An 18,658-nucleotide genomic window follows, 5' to 3' on the forward strand; every position below is an offset into this window, starting at 1 on the left:
CAAATGACCGTAAAAATTGAAACCATGGAAATGGTGGCTATTACTATGGTAAAAGTGCTACAAGCAAGTAACAACCGCACAGAAGCAGAATCTGCTATTAAAAAACCGAATATAGTCTATTACATGAGAATGCATGAAAATCTATTGAACTCTAGTAGATTACCATATATTCTCTTTTTAAGTATTACCCTGCCCTACCAGGGATTATTACATTTAATGATTGGGCGTGCTATATGACGAAGAATACAACAAATCCAATCCATCACATTAAGGAGGTGAACTATGACACATAGCAAAGAATACGCTGAAATTGGGGATATTGTAATAATTGATCATGGAATCCTTGGTAAGTATGGTTAAAAAGTAATCTACTATGAAGAGGGTTTGGAATTACCCATTGTTCTATTAGAAAGTATGACAGAGGTAGCTGAACAAGAAGGAATCAGTATGAGTAAGTGGAGCAAAAATTATCAGCCATACTTAGACTTTAAATAAAGACCTGATTTGAATGAGTTGTTTTTACCATTCATTATATACAGAGCAACTTCAAAGGCTTCAGTAAATTTGTTAAGGAAGGACGTGCTTTACATTATCATAATGAATGATAAAAATATTTACATTCTTTAATCCAATAGATCCACATAATATCAGTAATTACTTCAGTTTTCCAATCTTATTTCATGGTTTCAATCATAGAACTTTACCTAACAACAAAGTTGTATCAAAAAACCATCTAGCTGAAAAATGCCACAAAAGTCCTTGCAAACAAGTATACAAGGACTTTTATAAATTACATAAAAGAAATAGCACCACTAATAATAGCTAATACTGTTAAGATTAACGTTGTCAAGATGGCCCATTTGTATGCGAATTTCTGATATTCTCCAAGGTCTTTATCAACCATGCCAACTAATAGAATGGTTGATGCAACAAGTGGACTCATTAAATGAGCGGGTTGTCCCAATATAGAAGCACGAGCAATTTCCAATGGGCTAATACCATAGGCTGATGCTGCTTCTGCAAGAATAGGGAGAACTCCAAAATAATAGGCATCATTCGATAAAACAAAAGTGAATGGCATACTTGTAATGCCAACAATGACAGGAAAAAACTGTCCTAATGAAGCAGGTATTATCGCAACCAGTCCATTAGCAATAGCATCAACCATTTTTGTACCGGAAAAGATTCCTGCAAATACACCTGCCGCAAAAACTAATAGAACAACAATTAAAGCGTTTCCAGAATGTGCTAAGATACGTCTTTTTTGCATTTCCAGATTGGGGTAGTTAACCATTAAAGCTATAGCGAAACCGACCAAAAATAAAATGGGGGAAGGAACCAATCCCATAATAAGCATGACCATAATGCCTACCACAATTAATAAGTTAACCCACAAAAAACGAGGACGTTTAATGTCAATATGAGGAAATGTTTCAGTGGCTTCATTTTCAACAGTAGCAGCTATTTCATTTTTGAACTCTTCTATGTGTATTACACCAAGTCGTTTACGTTCTCTTTTCCCTAAAATAAATGCTACGAAAATAACCCAAAGAGCACCACCGATCATGGTAGGAATAAGTGGAACAAAAAATTCGGATGCATCAAGTCCCAATACTGCTATTGCTCGGGTAGCAGGTCCTCCCCAGGGGGTCATACCACTCATAACACTTAAAGCCAGCATGGCTACAGTGGCTAAAACCAATGGATTCATACCGATTCGTTTATAAAGTGGATACATAGCTGAAACAGTAATGATATACGTTGTTGTACCGTCTCCATCTAGGGCCACAAGTAATGCAAGAATTGTGGTACCCATCGAAATTTTGACAGGGTCTCCCTTGACAACTTCTAATAACTTTTTGATAAGTGGGTCAAATAAGCCCGTATCTATCATAATGCCAAAAAACAATATGGCGAATAATAATAGAGCTGCAGAAGGAGCGACTAGCTTAATGCCTTCCATCATCATAGTGCCAATTTTACTTCCAAAACCACCAACTCCTGCAAAAACGATCGGAACTAAAGTTAAAGCAACAATGGGTGATAAACGTTTGGACATAATTAAATAGGTAAAAACGGTAACCATGGAGATGCCTAAAATTGTAAGAAACATTATTAAATCCCCTCCCAAATATTGAATGCGCTTTCAATTGATCTCTGGATGACTAAGAATTAATTTCGTGACTCTTCATAAAAAATTAACTGGTAGATTAATAAGTTTTACATTATGCTTATGCGCTTTTCTTTATTAAAGGTAATACAGGGAGAACAATAAGTTAAATACATATTTTTTTTGTGTTGGTATCAAAATAATTTATTCTTAAAAAAAGATTGGAGGGAGGAGAGCAAAGAAAGCCAAAGGATAAGTGATACAATAAACAAATTTTTAAAAATTTAATGCTATTTTTTTTTAGTATGTAAAAAGAAGGTCATCATCTAAATAATGTGAATGATGACCTTCTTTTCTTTATAAATCAGACTTTTTCAGTGTCCTTGAGCAAAGCTCTCTCCTTTTTTAATTAACATTTAGTTTTAACGTTACTGTTCTTGTCTTTTTTTCTTAAACTTAATTTTAATACCAATCTTAGTAATGGAGGCACTGCGGCATAAATAAAAGCTATCCGAAATAGTTGATAGCTGGTAACAGTAGATACATCAGCATTTACTTCTTGTGCAATGATTCCCATTTGATCCATTCCACCAGGGGCTAAACTTAAAAAACCCGTAATAGTCGATAAATCATAATAATGGGTCAGTAGAAAACTAAAAAACATTGTTGCGCAGATCAAAATCAGTCCGTTCATCAAAGCAAATAATAAGGTTTTTCTTTTGTTGTCAAGTTGTTCCGGTTTTAATAGTAAACCGATATAACCGCCAACCATAAATTGAGATATATCAAGAAGTGAAGGAGGAAGTGGTGGTCCCTGCAAACCTAAAAGACCTATTGCAGCAGTAACAATTACTGGTCCTAAAAAGTAAGGAGCTGGTAATTTGAATATTTTACCTATTCTTGCTGCGAGAAAACAAATAAGCGCGAACAGAAAGATCAGAGGAAATAAATCACTCCACTCTGGAATAACGTTATCCATTATATTAGAGGAATCATTGGTACGATTCGCTGCAAAAATGGGACTGAAAATTAAAAGGGGAACTAAGAAAACAACCATTATCACTCTTGTAACATGGAAAAAGGTTACGGTCGTAATATCAATACCTTTCATTTCTTCTGCAAACACAACAATTTGTGACAAACCTCCAGGTATACTACTCGTTAAGGAGGTAGGATAGTCAATGCCGGAATATTTTGACATAACAAAAGCTGTACATACACACACAAGGACAATTAAGGTTGTAAGGATCAACATTGAGGGAAGGTGACTAATCATGTCAGACAGTGAGCTCCTGGTAAAAGAGATGCCAATTGAATAACCTACAATAATTAATCCAGTATTTCTCATCGAGACGGGCCAAATTAATTTAACGTTTTTGAAACGTGATGCAATTAATAGGGCTGCCATTGGCCCTAGAAGCCAGGGGATTGGCAACCTGATAAGAGAGAAAAGGCTGCCTCCAATAAAAGCAGTTAGAAGTGCAGCTGAAAATTGGATTGTCTTGCTTGCATCATTTAAATCCCACTTTTTCATGTTAATTCTCTTCCTTTGTACTAGTTTTATTTAGATTCGTCTTATTTCTATTGTTTAGAATCATTAAGAAAATCAATAAATGCTTTTACTTGTGCCAAATCCATAGTCACATCTCGGTAAAAAACCCAAGTTTCTCTAAGCAAAAAGCTATTATCGCTTAATACAATGGGGAAAGTATACAGTGGTTCATCATCTTTAATACAGATTTCTGGTAAAATGGCATATCCTAAACCATTAAGAACCAGTTCCTTACATGTTTCAATCCGATCTACCTCCATTGAAATCTTAGGTGGTACCGCAAATGTTTCCTGCCACCAGTTTTCAATAGTATTTCTTAACGATTGGTCTGTCTGATAATTAACTCTAGGAAGAAAAGGAAGTTCTTTTAATTCAATTTTTTTACTGGAGGCAATGCAAATCTTTTCTTCTTGAAACAACACTTTATTTTCCTGCCATTTGTAAGGACCTCTAACGATCCCGAGGTGTGCTTCTTCTTTTTGAAGCATCTGATGAATTTGAGAACTCCATCCAGTTTTCAAACTGATTTCAACCTCTGGATATAGGGTTAGAAATTCTTTTAATAATACTGGTAGTTTATATCGGGCAAACAAGCCAGATACACCCAAGCGTAAAGTTCCTTTTACTTTTTTATCCAAATTTGAAATGTGTTCTTTTGCAGCTCCTAATTGCTTACGCATATTCTTCGAGTATTGAACGAGGTATTCCCCTTCAACTGTAAACTCAACACCTCTTTTGCCTCTAGAGATTAAATTTGTTTTGAATTCTTTCTCCAGCTGTTTTATACGATAGGATAAAGCTGGCTGAGAAATAAATAGTCGTTGTGCCGCCTTGGTTATATTTCTTTCTTCGTAAAGAGTAATTAATATAAGCCAGTCTTTTTCATCCATAAAATTTTTCTCCTTTAACCATAAAAAATATTTATGGGTAATTATAAATAATGATAATTTATTTGATTTCTAAAAGTATAATACAACTATTGAAAAAAGAAATCTATCTTTTTATGTAAAGCAATAGACTCACTATAGTTTTGCGTTTCCAGCATTGCTTCATAAAATTTTTCTATGGCGATTAATAAAAAAACAATATTATTTTTATTCATTATTTTCCCTTATTATTTACATGAAGCGTTATCACTACTTAACAGGAGGGGTAAAGATGTCAAATACACGAAATTATGATGTAGTTGTAGTAGGGGCAGGAAATGCAGCTTTATGTGCCGCAATCTCAGCAAAAGAGGGAGGTGCTAGAGTTCTTGTATTAGAACGAGGACCATTGGAAAAGCGTGGAGGGAACTCTTTCTTCACGGATGGAGCCATTCGTGTTGCATACAATAATTTAGACGCAATCAGAAAAGTAATACCTGAATTAATAGATGAAGAATCCGAGTTAATTGTAATGCCTGAATACACGGAAACCGATTATTACAATGATTTAATGCGAGTAACAGGCGGACAAAGTAATCCTGAGTTAGCAAAACAGCTGGTTTCTAGATCGTATGAAACAATTGCGTGGATGCGTGATCAGGGAATAAAATTTGAATTGAATTATGAAAATCAATCATTCGTACAAGCTGGCAAGCGCAATTTCTGGGGAGGACTGCCGATCAAAACGGAAGATAAAGGCGTTGGCTTAATGAGACAGCTCTTTGCGCGGACAGAAGAAATTGGCATTGACGTTTGGTACGATTCACGTGCTGTGGAGCTCGTATCAAAGAATAACACAATATCCGGTGTCGTTGTTGAGAAGGATCAAACAATGGTAACAGTTCAGACATCCGGTGTGATTTTGGCTTGTGGCGGCTTTGAAGCCAATAAGAAAATGAGATGTGAAAATATTGGTGAAGAATGGGAAGCGGCAATTGTTCGTGGAACCGAGTTCAACACAGGAGACGGCATTTCCATGGCTATGGCAGTCGGGGCTCAAAAATTTGGGCAGTGGTCTGGATGTCATTCGATTGGGACAGATTATAACGCGCCAAAAGTAGGAGATTTCACGAAGCCGGGAGATATTTTTAAAAAGCATTCTTATCCGTACAGCGTAATGCTTAATAATGAAGGAAAACGGTTTGTTGATGAAGGAGCAGATTTGCGAAATTACACTTATGCCAAATACGGCCGTGAGGTATTAAAACAGCCTGGACATGTGGCATATCAAATTTATGATGCACAGGTACGCCCGATGCTGCGTAAAGAATATGACCTTGAAGAAGCGACTATTTATAAAGCAGATACACTTGGAGAGTTGGCTAGTTTACTGCCGGTCAATCAAACACAATTCCTTAAAACGATCGAAGAATATAACAGTGCCGTACAAGATGGCGAGTATAGACCCGCAGAGAAAGATGGCAAAGGAACGAAAGGAATTACCCCTCCTAAATCCAACTGGGCACTTCGAATTGAGCAAGGGCCATTCTATGCTTTCCCTGTAACGTGCGGAATCACCTTCTCGTTCGGCGGTTTGCATGTAGATGTTACGGGACATGTGTTAAACAAAGAAGAACAACCGATTAATGGTCTCTTTGCGGCTGGTGAAATGATTGGAGGGATTTTTTATGAAAACTATCCTGGTGGATCCGGGTTAATGTCTGGAGCAGTCTTTGGAAAATTAGCTGGTTCATCCGCAGCCCACTATATTCAAGAAAAGGTTGAAGCGGTCAATAATCATTGAGTCTTTTCCTTGAATGGTTAATTAGATAAGAATTCGTCCAAAAAATCTAGGGATACATTAAATAGAAGAATGAAAAACAGCCAAGGCTTTAAAAAGTTCTTGGCTGTTTGGTACTTCAAATATTAAAAGTCTTTATGCATTGACTAAAACTCATATCATATAGGGATATGAGTTTTAGAGTATAGCTTTAAGCGTCTTGATGGCCAGACAATATGATTTTTCTTCTATAATAGCTATTCAATTTTAGCACCAGTTGAATGGATCAGCTGGGCACTATCGCGCATGAAGTCAGCGCTGACTTATCAACAGTTACCAGATATCAACTATTTTGTATGATATATATTTATATAGCTGTTCTTCCTATGCTCCGATTGATGCTAAAATTGAGCCTGTGAAAAAGGATACTATTCAATAAATAATGGGTTGGTTTGTGGGTGTTTTTCCCTATAACAAGGATGATAGATAACAATTAGTTTTCTTTTTGGTTAAATACTCCAGTAACCATGAAAATCTGGATTCAGTATATCCTAACTTGTATAAGGGTGAGCGCTCCCCCCCGGAAAATTTTCATCTATTCTCAATCCTATTTTATAATTGAATTTTGTAGGCATCGGTTAGTTGGAGATACATTATAGTCTGGGCTCTATTGAAAACTCACTTATACAAAACAAGGATCATTGAAGTAAACTATTTCGGAAAGAATTTTAGTGCCTTTCATATTTTTGAATAGTTCTTTCGCTTCTTTTTCTGTGTCAAATTCAAAAATTTTAATATTTCCTTTTAAAAAGACAGTGATGACCCACATTGAAAAGCCTCCAAGTTTTAGATGATTTTTTTGCTGTAATTTGTAAATCAATTCAAATCAAGCTAATTGATAGGAAAGCTCGTAATTTTTTTTCGTGTACACGTATCCCTCCAAAATGATTCTTGCTGTGCGTACCACTTTAATAGCACGTATGTGTCCTGCCAAAAAATCAACTTTTGTTTCCATGATCCCTGCCGGGTGGGCTAATCGAAAAATTTCCTGTTTAATGTTCACCATCTCAGATAAAATCGTTTCCTGTAAGTAAGCTCCTGCAGTTGCACAGATGGCTCCTGTAATAGCAAGCGCTTGATGGGGCTTTTGCATCGACATCATTCTGATCATCAAATCCATCTCTGACGCTTTTCTTTCCGATCCGTTTAGGTCGACGTAATCCATAGGAGGAGCAATTAGGGTCATTTTAGGAACAGCAGGAGATTTGACAGTTGCTGATTTCTTATCGGAAAATTGACACATTTCAGCTGCAATCGACCGGATTTCTTCTAGTTCATTTAATTTTTCCTGTGAATAATCAGTGGGCAATTCGCTTCCGTTTAGACCAATATCCTGTGCCTTTACAAAAACAAGTGGATTGGCAACATCAATGATTGAAACTTGAATCAGTCGATCCTTCGTTTTAATCATGTCAATTGGATTTCCTGTAGGGAAAAGTTTTCCTGTAACTGCTCCTTCAGCACGAGTAAAAGAAAGATAGATAGGTGATCCTTTACCAGGCACGCCTGGAATTGAACAGCTGCCTTCTTTTTTCACTTGACCATTTTCAACCTCTACTTCTGCAATTATCAATTTCTGTGTATTCGTGTTAAAAATTCTCACCGTTGTTACAGGTTCTTGTATAGGAACTAATCCTTGATCAATTGCGTAAGGTCCTACAGCAGATGAAATATTCCCACAATTTCCTTTAAAATCAACCATTTGATTATCGATACTGATTTGCGCAAATGTATATTCCACATCGAATTCCGGTGAATCTGATTTTTTGATGATCGCTGCTTTACTTGTCAATGAATTCGCTCCTCCAAGACCATCGATCTGTCTCCGATCCGGACTGCCCATCACGTCAAGTAAGAAATCTTCCCAGAGTGAGCGATTCGAAGGCATATGTTCAAAGTTAAGGAACACACCTTTACTTGTCCCGCCGCGCATTACAACTACAGGTACTTTCATTGTATAACCACCTTTTCTCAAATCAATATTTATAGCACTACCGGTTCCTTTGAAAATATAGTATGATAAGTTCATTCATAAGTAAAATACATATTTTTTTAATAAAAATGATAAAAAAACTTATAATCTAAAAATCGGGGGATGGTTAAGTGGACGAAAAAGATTGGATTGCGATAAGGGTACTATATGAAGAAAAAAACATTAGCCGTGCCGCAGAGCGTTTATATATATCGCAGCCGGCGTTAACGTACCGGCTTAAAAATTTAGAAAAAGAATTTAGCACAAACCTATTTTTCAAAATAAAAGGAGGCATTGAGTTCACTTCAGAAGGGATACATTTAGCGGGTTATGCGGAAGAAATGGTGAAAAAGTTGCAAAAAACGAAAGATTATATGCTGAATATGAAAAATGAGGTAAGAGGAACGTTAAGGCTTGGCGTTTCCAGCAACTTTGCCCAATATAAACTACCAGAAATATTGAAAAAGTTTTCAACACAATATCCTCATGTACAATTTAATGTGAATACAGGCTGGAGTACTGAAATCATGCATCTTCTGGATTCCTCTAGTGTTCAATTAGGCATTCTGCGTGGAAATTATGAATGGTATGGAATCAAATCGTTACTGCATAAAGAAAGACTTTGTTTAATTTCTAAGAAAGAGGTAGACTTGGATAATCTGCCAGAACTTCCATTCATAAATTATAAGACCGACAGTTCTTTAAAAAACTTAATAAATGGCTGGTGGCATGATAGATTCCCAGAGCCACCATTTGTAACCATGGAAACGGATCGGCAGGAGACGTGCAAAGAGATGGTCAAAAATGATCTTGGTGTTTCTATTCTGCCGGAAATATGCCTGCAGCCTTCAGATAATTTGCATACATACGGGTTATCCTACAAAAATGGGAAGCCGGTGTTAAGAAATACTTGGTTAATGTATAATCAGGATTCATTAAAACTCTCTACTGTGAAAAACTTTATTGATTTCTTGAATAAAAATTCCAATCTTTAACGAAAAAGCACAATGAAATTATTGGAAATTTCATTGTGCTTTTTTGGATTTCTTAATTAATATAAAATGGATTATAAGTTTTTTTTTCGGAAAAGTAAAAAAAATATGTATTTCACTTATTTGATGATATGAACTATTCTAAAAATAGAAAATAAAGCAACAGGGAATCAGAATGATATGTAATATTTTTAGCATTTAAACTTCTCATCTGATTTGTAAGCGGTTTCTTTAATAGGAGGGATTCATATTCTTACGTTACTTGGAATTTCAATGGTCGTTGTCTTCACTTATTTAATCATGTCTAAACGGTTATCACCTGTTAATTCTCTAGTGGTCATTCCAATTATCTTTGCATTAATTGGCGGATTTGGTCCAGAGCTCGGAGATATGATGCTCGATGGAATAAAGGTTGTCGCACCTTCAGCCGCTTTGCTATTGTTCGCTATTTTGTTTTTCGGAGTTCTGATTGACGCTGGATTATTTGATCCACTCATTAAAACTATGTTGAAAATCGTAAAAGGGGATCCGGTAAAAATAGCGATAGGTACAGCAATAATCGCAATGACCGTTGCCTTGGATGGTGATGGTACCACGACTCATATGATTACGATTTCCGCTATGCTGCCTCTTTACTTACGCCTTGGTATGAATCCACTTATTCTTGCCACTATTTCTATGCTGGCTGTAAGTATTATGAGTGGGATGACTCCTTGGGGAGGACCTGCAACAAGAGCAATAGCATCTTTAGGTCTCGATGCAAATGAATTCTTTGTTCCGATTATCCCAACACTATTATCAGGAATAGCAGCCATTCTTTTTACCGCTTACGTACTTGGGAAAAAAGAGCGCAAAAGGCTTGGTGTTGTTCATATCAAAGCTGCACCTGAAATGAAAGGAGCTCTAGCTGAAGCAGCGGTAGCTTCCGCCATACAAGACGATTTAAAGCGCCCTAAATTAATATGGGTCAATCTTTTGTTGACGCTCACGGTTATGGTCATTCTTGTAATGGGCTTAGTGCCGGTACCTGTGTTGTTTCTAATCGGATTTGTGCTTGCTTCAATCATTAATTACCCTAATCTAGAACAGCAAAAAGAGCGAATCGTGTCACATGCAGGAAATGCTATTACCGTCGTCACACTAGTATTTGCGGCTGGTATTTTCACAGGGATCTTTTCCGGAACGAAAATGGTAGATGCCATTGCAAATTCATTAGTGGCCATCATTCCGGATTCTTTAGGCTCTTTTTTACCGATGGTCGTTGCGTTCACCAGCATGCCATTTACGTTCGTTTTATCCAATGATGCTTACTACTTTGGTGTTTTGCCAATTCTTGCCGAAGCAGGAGAAGCTTATGGGGTGAGTCCTTTAGAAATTGCCAGAGCTTCCGTACTGGGCCAGCCTGTACATTTCTTAAGTCCACTCGTGGCATCGACTCTTTTACTAGTAGGGATGGTAAAAACGGATATCGGGGAACTACAGCGGTATGCATTTAAATGGGCTCTAATTTGTTCATTAGTCCTTATCATTGTTGCTATCTTGACAGGGGCTATTATTTAAGTACAATGTTATCTAATAAATTCTTCGAACTTAAACAAAGTAGGGCTGTGCCAAAACCAATTATTATTAGTGGTTTTGGCACAGCCCATTCTTTTATTTAATTCCAGAAGTTTCGCCGCTAGCTTGAGTAATTATTTTTACGATTGTTTTCGCAAGGTTCATAACCGTGTATAGCCGAGTATCATTTAAAAATTGCATCGTTGGCAGCGGATCTATATAATTGACCATTCCTGTAATATGATAATCTCCAACTTCCGGCAATACTTTTTTTAAAGCTTTCCCAGGGACAAGAGGTCCATCCTTCAAAAAAACATAACCGACCTGGTTTTGATTCCCTAAACAAGCATCCACACTAAAAATAAGAGGCTTTTTGAATTGTTTTTTAATTTTTTTCAATGTGTCTTTTAAATTAAATGCATGAACGGGATTTTCCAAAGTACCGTAAACACGATAAGGCACCGTATGTTCTTTAAGCATTGTCCCGACTAAAGGGCCTAATGAATCCCCAACTGATCGGTCTGAACCAATGCACAGAAAGATTACATCTTCATTTTGACAACCAGAAGATTGAATAATCTCTTTGACTTTTAATGCTAAGCAGTTTATATCTTCGCCTTTTGTTTCCACAGAACAAATTGCTCCTCTTCTTGTAAATTAGACTCATCTTAATTCCCCTTTGTCCTATTATACGAACAAAAAGGACATCATGCATGTAAATATGAGCATATGCTTGGGAAAGATAGTTAACACTCTGAAAAATGGCAGTAATTCAAAACATCCCTTTTAATTTATTTGGCGAGGAAGTGGGAGATGGTTTACAACTAGAAAACGTAACGACTTAATTTTAAACTACAACCAAGTACACCAATATACAAAGTTAATTAACATAATCAGCGTTCTAGGAATCTATATTATTGATCTAGAGAGTAGGAGGGGAAGGCTCCTTTTTTATTATACGTTTTTTTAGATTACTTATATTATACGCCCTTTGTAAAGACCTATATCCAGGTGAAAGGGAAATGGATGTACCAGTATGGTGCAGTATATTCCGAAGGAAGCACTGAAATCTAATTTTTTTATAAATGGATAACTTTGGTAAAATTAGATTATTAAAATAACCAATGTTCTTAGGGAGGAAACAAATGAAGGTAAAAAAAATACATCATGTCAATAATTTGTTCCGATTATGAAAAATTAGGGTGTGATATCGTGAAGGAGACATATCGGTCAGATAGGCAGTCGTATAAATTGGATTTAATGGTCGGAGGGGAAATTTAGCTTGAATTGTTCTCATTTCCTGATAGCCCAAATCGTCCAGTTATCCTGAAGCAAGAGGGCTTAGACATCTTGCTTTTGAAGTGGAAGATATTAATCGAGCGATTGAAGATTTAGAAAAAGAAAACATTCCAGTCGAACCTATCCGTGTTGATGAGTTAACAGGAAAAAGGTTTACCTTTTTTTGTGATCTGGATGATTTACCTCTTGAAATATATGGAAAGTATTATTTGCAGTAGGGTTATGTATATTTTGATAAGAAAAGTCTTTCATGAAGGTGCCCTAAAACAAAATAGTACTCAAAACAAAAATGGAACTCATTTTGTGATTTCCATTTTTGTTTCTGTATTTTTTATGTCATAAAATCCGTATTATATATTAAGTTTTTTTCAACCTAGTACAATGGAATTTTTAATAACTGGATAAATGTAGGATTTAATATCTTCTCCAATAAATGCTTTCCAAATATTCAATTTTAATATACTTCCTTTTCATTGAGGTTATATAAAAAAATTCATTATTGTTATTGATAGGTTTTGTATTACCTAATCTATATATTCTTAGGCAGCAAGGCTCTTATCTTGTAAATTTTAAAGGAAGTTCTTTCACTCCAAAAACGAACGGACTTGGAATCGCCTCCAGCTCAGTCCCTTTTACACCTTCCAATTTTGCAAATGTACTTAATAGTGTCACGAGAGCTACTTCTGCTTCTAGACGTGCAAGCGGGGCACCTAAACAAAAATGAATACCAAACCCGAAACTCAAATGAGGATTTAATTTCCTTTCTAATGTGAACCGATTAGGCTCTGCAAACTTTTGTTCATCCCGGTTTGCCGAAGCGACCCAGCAAATTACTTGTTCCCCCTTTTGGATTGTTTTGCCCCCAACTTTGACTTGTTCCTTTGTAACACGGCCAATTGCCTGTATTGGAGGATAAAAGCGTAGTGTTTCTTCTACCAATTTTGGTATTAAAGGCAGATTTGTCCTAGCTTGTTCTTGAATGTTTTTATCTTCTGTCATATAGCGTACGGCATTTGTAATCAAATTAGTTGTTGTTTCATTTCCCGCAACTAATAATAAAACACAGAAAGATAGTACCTCTTCTTCTGTTAATTTTTCCCCATCAATTTTTGCTGCTAATAATAGCGAAATTAAATCTTCTTCTGGATTTACTTTTCTCTCTAAAATTATTTTTTTGAAATATTCTTTAAGAAACTCACTTCCTTCCTTACGTTTCTGTGCCATTCTTTGAAAGGCTTCATTTGAATTATCTTTGGCGCCTGCCACGAGAACATCAGAATAGGTTTTAAAAAGATCCCGATCCTTAGCAGGGACCCCCAATAATTCGGCAATTATTATGACAGGCAACGGACCAGCAAGGTTATGAACGATATCCATAGTCCCCTTCTCATTAACTTGATCGAGAAGGTAAAGTGTCACCTCTTCGATTTTATTTTTTAAATCCTTCACTGCTTTAGGAGTGAATGCCTTGTTCACTAAGTTTCTCATTTTTGTGTGTCTAGGAGGGTCCATTGTCAAAATGCTTCCTTGAAGAGTTCCAGACCCTCGTTCCGAAGAAAATAGTTTTGGATTTTTTAGAATATAATGAACGTCCTCATATCGAAACACATCCCAGCAGCTTCGAGCCTCGTCGTACCTTACAGGAGTTTTTTGTCGTAAACTATTAAAGATTGGAAAAGGAAATAATTGATCTGCGTTCGAAGCAATTTCACTCATGGGGATGAGATTAGCATACTGCTCCACTGCGCTTGTTGAGTTACGTACTTGTGTCATGGTTTCATCTCTCCTTTTATTGTGACTAATATTCATACATAAACTAGTCATGAACCGGTTCATTAACTAAGATAACAAACTCATAATTTGGTTTCAATTGACATAAATTGAGATATTTTTCAATAAGAAGAAAGTAATAACTTTGAATATTTGACTCACCACCTATTGAAAAACTCTTTTGAGTTTCATAGCTTCTCGTTTAAGATCATACCGGTACCCCAAATGGTCGGAGGGGAATATCAGCCGGAATTGTTCTCTTTTTTCTTATAGCCCCAATTGTCCAACTTATCCTGAAGCAAGAGGGCTTAGGCATCTTGCCTTTGAAGTGGGTGATAGAATCAAGCGATTGAGGAGTTAGAAAAAGATTATTGACCCTACAATAAAAGGTGGAAAGGGGACAATATTTAAATAGTCATTCACTTCTCCATAATTTTCTTTTGCATTTCCAATAATCCCCCAAGTTCCCAACAAGTCCACTTTATCAAAGTTGGGCTTCTTTTATTTTTCATGTACATAAAAAGGGCTGTTAGTAATCTATTAAGTACTATACAGATTTCCATGAAGCTTCATAGGATATAAAAAAGGAGGTACAAGCTATGAGAGAAAAAATAATTAACCCGGAAAATAACCGTTTCCGCTTAATAACAGGCACATTTCCGGATAAAGAAACTGCCGAAATAATGGCTGAAGAACTGAAAATTCGTTATGGCTGGATTGTGTATATAATTCCAGAACAAAGTGAAAAAGACTGGCAATAAAATTAGTTACCTCGGTGAAATAGGGAAATTAGTAGAGAGGATGACTGAATTGGAATTACAAGATATAAAAGGATCTTATGAAGCAATCATTAGCCTTGGCAGTTGGTGTGGACCTTCCCTTAATTTAAGGCGGTCTTCATTTCCCCTTGATTGGGTTGAATTTAATTCGCTCCCGGATGTAAGCAGGTTATTGAAGAACAGATTTGTCGGTTTTAGTTAAAAATATGAAGCAGGTAGATGGCATCGATTCTTATCTTGATGGTGGAGATGTGGTTTTTTCAGATGAGGGCGGCAAGCAACAAAAAGCGCATTTTATTCAAGATACCTATTATAATGTTATTTCAGTTCATGTTTTCCCTATGATACCTAATCAAGATTGGACTCATCTTTACCCTGCTTGAAAAACTCAATTACCGAATAAATAAGTATATTAAAATAATGTCAAATAGCAATTCCATCTTATTCGTTAGGTGGGGGCAGTTTCCGTTCACGAAGCAGTGGAATTACAATCCGTCTTGTCTTAATATCCTCTTCATTGATCCAATAGCAGGCTTGATAGGATGTTAATGAACAAGGGCATTTGTACAGTGCAAGTACCCAGCGACGGTCCTTATAATGATACAATGGGGGATTATGTGTATAATGGGTAACCTTAATAAAAACATATTCTAGTACTGACTTCGATTCTTATATTGCAATCTTTTTTAAATTGCTGAAGCATTAAGTTTTTCCCTTTATTTCGCAGAAAATTGCATCTCAAGAGTTAAAGGGCACTCATGATTTTAATGAGTGTTTTTTTGTGCAGTAATTTGCTTAATTATCTAAATATTCCAAAATTACAATTGACCCATAAGGGACAGCTGATTTAGAATTGATATGTATATGAAATTATGTTTTGTATATAAAACTAAAATAGAGGAGGAATATAGTTAGTTAGTGAATGAAATGTTAAAAATATTTGATTTAGGGAGGTAAGTAATATGTTTAAGAATAAATTGGCGTTCGTTCTGCTTTGTTTGGTGTTAATAGTATCTGCATGCGGTCCAAGTGACGAAACAACTACAGAAAACAAAGGGAATTCAGGAGGAAAAGCGGTTAAGCTTACTTTTACGGAACCTGCACGATTATTGTCGGTTGCCCCATTGTATGTAGCAATAGAGCAAGGTTTTTTTGAAAAGGAAGGAATTGAAGCTGAGATTGTTTCTGGTGGTGGAGGAGCACAAGTAATCGCTTCTGTATTATCAGGTGAAGCTCAGTTTGCGGTCTCGGGTCCTCGAAGTATGTTTACTCCTCTTGACAAAGGTGAAGATTTATTGGCAATTCAATCTTTAAATTCTGCGCTAACCTATCAAATTACACTCTCTAATCAATATCAAAAGAAAAAGAATGTTTCTAAAGACTCATCACTTGAAGATAGAGTGGCTTCATTGAAAGGCGCAACTATTGGTACAAACCTTGTTGGCGATTCTGGAGACGTATACACCCGTCATTTAATGCAAATGCATGGAGTTGATCCCAATACTCTTAAAACCGTCAAATTAGCAGGAGATGGATCGAAGATTGGCGGTATGCAGGAGGGGATTGTTGACGGGGGAATAGCATCACCCCCAATGGGTTTACAAGCGGAAAGTAAAGATATAGGAGACATTGTAATCAATACAAGTGAAGAGCCAATGTATGGGAATATGGTCTGGGAAGCTGTATTTGCTAAAAAAGAATACTTAGAAGAAAATCATGAAACATCATTGAAAGTAGTTCGGGCAATAGGGAAAGGTATGGAATTCACACGTAATAACCCAAGAGAGGCAGCCGAATCGATCGAATCTTATTTTGATGGAATAGATGTTGATATTCTAGAGGAATCATTAATCGGATTGAAAAACACTTTTAAAGGCTATGGAGAAATGAATCAAGAGGCTTGGGATAATGCCCAGGATCCATTAGTTGAATTTGGCAAGATATCAGGCGTTTCTACTAAACAGGATACAACTGAAGATGTTATTTGGACAAATAGTTATATAGAAGAGGCTTTTAAAAAATAATTAGAATGGAAAGGAGATGATAGGTAAGATGGAAAATGCACAACTGGAAAACTTTAAATTGTCTACTCGTTTTTTAGACGTTACTTACGTAAATAACAAAACTGGTGCAGAAGTGATCGCCCTGCAGAATATAAATTTAAACATTAAAGATGGTGAATTTATATGTATTGTTGGGCCGAGCGGCTGTGGAAAAACCACTTTTTTAAATACTGTAGTTGGATTGCTAAAGCCAAGTAAGGGAGAAATACTATTAGATCAGCAAAAAATTGATGGTCCCGGCAAGGACAGGGCAATGGTTTTTCAAAACCCGAGTCTATTACCTTGGAGAACTGTTTTGGAAAATGTTCTTTATGGAGTTGAACTGTTAAAGCAAATAACCGCAGAGAAAAAGAAAGAGGCCAAAGAATTTATTGAAATGGTCGGTTTAAAAGGTTATGAAAATCATTATCCACATGAATTGTCAGGTGGGATGCAGCAACGGGTAAACTTGGCTCGGGCATTAACGGTAAACCCATCATTAATATTATTGGATGAACCATTTTCGGCATTGGACGCACAAACTAGGGAATTTATGCAAGGTGAGTTACTTAGAATATGGGATGAGACAAAAAAGACAAGTCTTTTCATTACACACCAAATTGATGAAGCGGTATTTTTAGCTGATAGAGTTTTTGTTTTTGGGGCAAGACCAGGACGTGTAGTGGAGGTTGTTGATGTTGATATACCTAGACCAAGAGATCTCCATGTGAAGCGCAGCCCGGAATTTTTAGAGTTTGTAGATCATATTTGGTCCATTATTGAACAGGAGTCTTCTAAACAAGGTTTCGAAGAGAAATAATTAATGTGAAAGGAGAACACTATGACGAAGGGTATGATAGAACTTACACAATCAAAGCAAAAGATAAAAAAGGCGAAGAAAATGAAAAAAGAAAAAAAGTCATTTTTTATCAGTGTTGCTTCTGTTTTACTATTCCTGTTGCTTTGGGAAACTGCCTCTCAAAATGAATGGATTAATCCATTGTTCATAAGCTCACCAATTGAAATTGCACAAGCGGCAGTTTTAATGGTCCAAGAAGTTTCCTTTTGGGAAAATATGAAGGTAAGTGGTTACGAATTTGTTTCAGGCTTTGTTTTAGCCATACTTATTGGAATCCCAATAGGTGTGTTATCAGGTTGGAACTCTACCTTTAATGCAGTGGTTAACCCTTTCATTTCAGGATTATATGTAACTCCTAAAGTCGCCATGTTACCAGTGATCATCATTGCATTCGGAATAGGGCCAGCATCAAAAATTGTTATCGTATTTTTGATGGCTTTCTTTCCAATAGTGATGAGCGCTCAAAAAGCTATGTTAACATTAGATCAAAACTTAATAAAAGCAGCAAGGACATTTAGTGCAAGTGAATTTCAAATTTTTAAAACAATTGCATTGCCTTCGACGGTACCATTCCTTTTAAACGGTATTCGCTTAGGTATAGGTCAAGGATTAATTGCAGTGGTTGTAGGTGAATTATTCGCTTCGACAGCTGGTATCGGATACCAATTGACAAGCAATGGTCAAAATCTACAAACAGATCGCATGTTTGTTGGCGTGTTAGTCATTACGATTACGGGAATCATTCTTACTTCATTATTAGGCATTATTGAAAGACGCTTTTCATCTTGGAAACCTGAAAATAGTTAATTAAATTAATTCTGTATCCAAACTCAATGAAAATCGAGTTTGTCCGCGGTTTGAACGTTGATTTCCATTCCAGGCACTCGCTTTCCGCGGGCGGTCCGGGAGCCTCCTCGGCGCTCTTTGCGCCTGTGGGGTCTCCCTTGGCCTCGCTTTTCCCGCAGGAGTCTCGCACATCCGCTCCAATCAACTTGTTTTGACTATATAACTATTTTGTTT

General features: G+C 36.4%; 16 protein-coding genes and 1 pseudogene. 10 read left to right on the forward strand and 7 right to left on the reverse strand.

Annotated elements, in window-relative coordinates:
- Positions 1-790: 790 nt before the first annotated feature.
- The 3 genes from AC3WLU_RS17385 to AC3WLU_RS17395 form a co-directional block, all read right to left on the reverse strand.
- A complete protein-coding gene (locus AC3WLU_RS17385; protein ID WP_057276171.1) occupies positions 791-2,113 on the reverse strand; it encodes a CitMHS family transporter in 1,323 nt (440 codons plus the stop codon).
- A gap of 406 nt (positions 2,114-2,519) precedes the next feature.
- On the reverse strand, positions 2,520-3,644 hold the full coding sequence (locus AC3WLU_RS17390) for an AbrB family transcriptional regulator (RefSeq protein ID WP_492597637.1): 1,125 nt from the start codon (positions 3,642-3,644) through the stop codon (positions 2,520-2,522).
- A gap of 47 nt (positions 3,645-3,691) precedes the next feature.
- On the reverse strand, positions 3,692-4,552 hold the full coding sequence (locus AC3WLU_RS17395) for a LysR family transcriptional regulator (protein ID WP_063576696.1): 861 nt from the start codon (positions 4,550-4,552) through the stop codon (positions 3,692-3,694).
- Positions 4,553-4,820: 268 nt separating this feature from the next.
- On the opposite strand from AC3WLU_RS17395, the gene tcuA reads away from it, so the two are divergent.
- Complete coding sequence (gene tcuA / locus AC3WLU_RS17400; protein ID WP_492597638.1) at positions 4,821-6,332, forward strand: FAD-dependent tricarballylate dehydrogenase TcuA; 1,512 nt, start codon at positions 4,821-4,823, stop codon at positions 6,330-6,332.
- 658 nt (positions 6,333-6,990) lie between these two features.
- Here the strand turns inward: tcuA and AC3WLU_RS17405 are convergent.
- Both AC3WLU_RS17405 and AC3WLU_RS17410 read right to left on the reverse strand, forming a co-directional pair.
- Positions 6,991-7,137: a hypothetical protein gene (locus AC3WLU_RS17405; protein ID WP_164468794.1), complete on the reverse strand. Its 147-nt coding sequence runs from the start codon at positions 7,135-7,137 to the stop codon at positions 6,991-6,993.
- 57 nt (positions 7,138-7,194) lie between these two features.
- Positions 7,195-8,322, reverse strand: coding sequence for a 2-methylaconitate cis-trans isomerase PrpF family protein (locus AC3WLU_RS17410; protein WP_492597639.1), 1,128 nt, complete (start codon positions 8,320-8,322; stop codon positions 7,195-7,197).
- Positions 8,323-8,471: 149 nt separating this feature from the next.
- Between AC3WLU_RS17410 and AC3WLU_RS17415 the strand changes: the two genes are divergently transcribed.
- Both AC3WLU_RS17415 and AC3WLU_RS17420 read left to right on the forward strand, forming a co-directional pair.
- Positions 8,472-9,335 (forward strand): LysR family transcriptional regulator, encoded by an 864-nt coding sequence (locus tag AC3WLU_RS17415; protein WP_034313052.1) that lies wholly within the window; start codon positions 8,472-8,474, stop codon positions 9,333-9,335.
- 246 nt (positions 9,336-9,581) lie between these two features.
- Complete coding sequence (locus AC3WLU_RS17420) at positions 9,582-10,892, forward strand: CitMHS family transporter (protein ID WP_413010661.1); 1,311 nt, start codon at positions 9,582-9,584, stop codon at positions 10,890-10,892.
- A gap of 93 nt (positions 10,893-10,985) precedes the next feature.
- Here the strand turns inward: AC3WLU_RS17420 and yyaC are convergent, their stop codons facing one another.
- The gene (gene yyaC / locus AC3WLU_RS17425; RefSeq protein WP_098864185.1) at positions 10,986-11,519 is read right to left on the reverse strand and encodes a spore protease YyaC; all 534 of its coding nucleotides are present in this window, start codon (positions 11,517-11,519) and stop codon (positions 10,986-10,988) included.
- A gap of 515 nt (positions 11,520-12,034) precedes the next feature.
- On the opposite strand from yyaC, the pseudogene gloA2 reads away from it, so the two are divergent.
- Positions 12,035-12,406 (forward strand): annotated as a pseudogene (gene gloA2, locus AC3WLU_RS17430) (SMU1112c/YaeR family gloxylase I-like metalloprotein).
- A 337-nt stretch (positions 12,407-12,743) separates the two neighbouring features.
- Here the strand turns inward: gloA2 and AC3WLU_RS17435 are convergent.
- On the reverse strand, positions 12,744-13,961 hold the full coding sequence (locus AC3WLU_RS17435; RefSeq protein WP_492597640.1) for a cytochrome P450: 1,218 nt from the start codon (positions 13,959-13,961) through the stop codon (positions 12,744-12,746).
- Positions 13,962-14,557: 596 nt separating this feature from the next.
- Between AC3WLU_RS17435 and AC3WLU_RS17440 the strand changes: the two genes are divergently transcribed.
- The 6 genes from AC3WLU_RS17440 to AC3WLU_RS17465 all read left to right on the forward strand — a co-directional run bounded on the left by AC3WLU_RS17440 (position 14,558) and on the right by AC3WLU_RS17465 (position 18,445).
- On the forward strand, positions 14,558-14,719 hold the full coding sequence (locus tag AC3WLU_RS17440; protein ID WP_170956404.1) for a hypothetical protein: 162 nt from the start codon (positions 14,558-14,560) through the stop codon (positions 14,717-14,719).
- 40 nt (positions 14,720-14,759) lie between these two features.
- Complete coding sequence (locus AC3WLU_RS17445; protein ID WP_492597641.1) at positions 14,760-14,939, forward strand: DUF1796 family putative cysteine peptidase; 180 nt, start codon at positions 14,760-14,762, stop codon at positions 14,937-14,939.
- A complete protein-coding gene (locus AC3WLU_RS17450) occupies positions 14,923-15,120 on the forward strand; it encodes a hypothetical protein (RefSeq protein ID WP_492597642.1) in 198 nt (65 codons plus the stop codon). The genes AC3WLU_RS17445 and AC3WLU_RS17450 overlap by 17 nt, the downstream gene beginning before the upstream one ends.
- 579 nt (positions 15,121-15,699) lie before the next feature.
- Entirely contained in the window at positions 15,700-16,761 is a 1,062-nt protein-coding gene (locus AC3WLU_RS17455; RefSeq protein WP_492597643.1) for an ABC transporter substrate-binding protein, read from the forward strand.
- Between the two features lie 28 nt (positions 16,762-16,789).
- Positions 16,790-17,599, forward strand: coding sequence for an ABC transporter ATP-binding protein (locus tag AC3WLU_RS17460; RefSeq protein ID WP_492597644.1), 810 nt, complete (start codon positions 16,790-16,792; stop codon positions 17,597-17,599).
- A gap of 21 nt (positions 17,600-17,620) precedes the next feature.
- Positions 17,621-18,445 (forward strand): ABC transporter permease, encoded by an 825-nt coding sequence (locus AC3WLU_RS17465; RefSeq protein ID WP_492597645.1) that lies wholly within the window; start codon positions 17,621-17,623, stop codon positions 18,443-18,445.
- Positions 18,446-18,658: the final 213 nt, after the last annotated feature.

Source organism: Peribacillus sp. FW305-BF15, assembly GCF_058783805.1.

Bases quoted from the DNA above. Each gene is read 5' to 3' on its own strand.
- AC3WLU_RS17445 (WP_492597641.1), top strand. From the start codon at position 14,760: ATGACTGAATTGGAATTACAAGATATAAAAGGATCTTATGAAGCAATC.
- AC3WLU_RS17385 (WP_057276171.1), bottom strand. From the start codon at position 2,113: ATGTTTCTTACAATTTTAGGCATCTCCATGGTTACCGTTTTTACCTAT.
- AC3WLU_RS17455 (WP_492597643.1), top strand. From the start codon at position 15,700: ATGTTTAAGAATAAATTGGCGTTCGTTCTGCTTTGTTTGGTGTTAATA.
- AC3WLU_RS17460 (WP_492597644.1), top strand. From the start codon at position 16,790: ATGGAAAATGCACAACTGGAAAACTTTAAATTGTCTACTCGTTTTTTA.
- AC3WLU_RS17435 (WP_492597640.1), bottom strand. From the start codon at position 13,961: ATGACACAAGTACGTAACTCAACAAGCGCAGTGGAGCAGTATGCTAAT.
- AC3WLU_RS17465 (WP_492597645.1), top strand. From the start codon at position 17,621: ATGACGAAGGGTATGATAGAACTTACACAATCAAAGCAAAAGATAAAA.
- AC3WLU_RS17395 (WP_063576696.1), bottom strand. From the start codon at position 4,552: ATGGATGAAAAAGACTGGCTTATATTAATTACTCTTTACGAAGAAAGA.
- tcuA (WP_492597638.1), top strand. From the start codon at position 4,821: ATGTCAAATACACGAAATTATGATGTAGTTGTAGTAGGGGCAGGAAAT.
- AC3WLU_RS17390 (WP_492597637.1), bottom strand. From the start codon at position 3,644: ATGAAAAAGTGGGATTTAAATGATGCAAGCAAGACAATCCAATTTTCA.
- AC3WLU_RS17405 (WP_164468794.1), bottom strand. From the start codon at position 7,137: ATGTGGGTCATCACTGTCTTTTTAAAAGGAAATATTAAAATTTTTGAA.
- AC3WLU_RS17410 (WP_492597639.1), bottom strand. From the start codon at position 8,322: ATGAAAGTACCTGTAGTTGTAATGCGCGGCGGGACAAGTAAAGGTGTG.
- AC3WLU_RS17440 (WP_170956404.1), top strand. From the start codon at position 14,558: ATGAGAGAAAAAATAATTAACCCGGAAAATAACCGTTTCCGCTTAATA.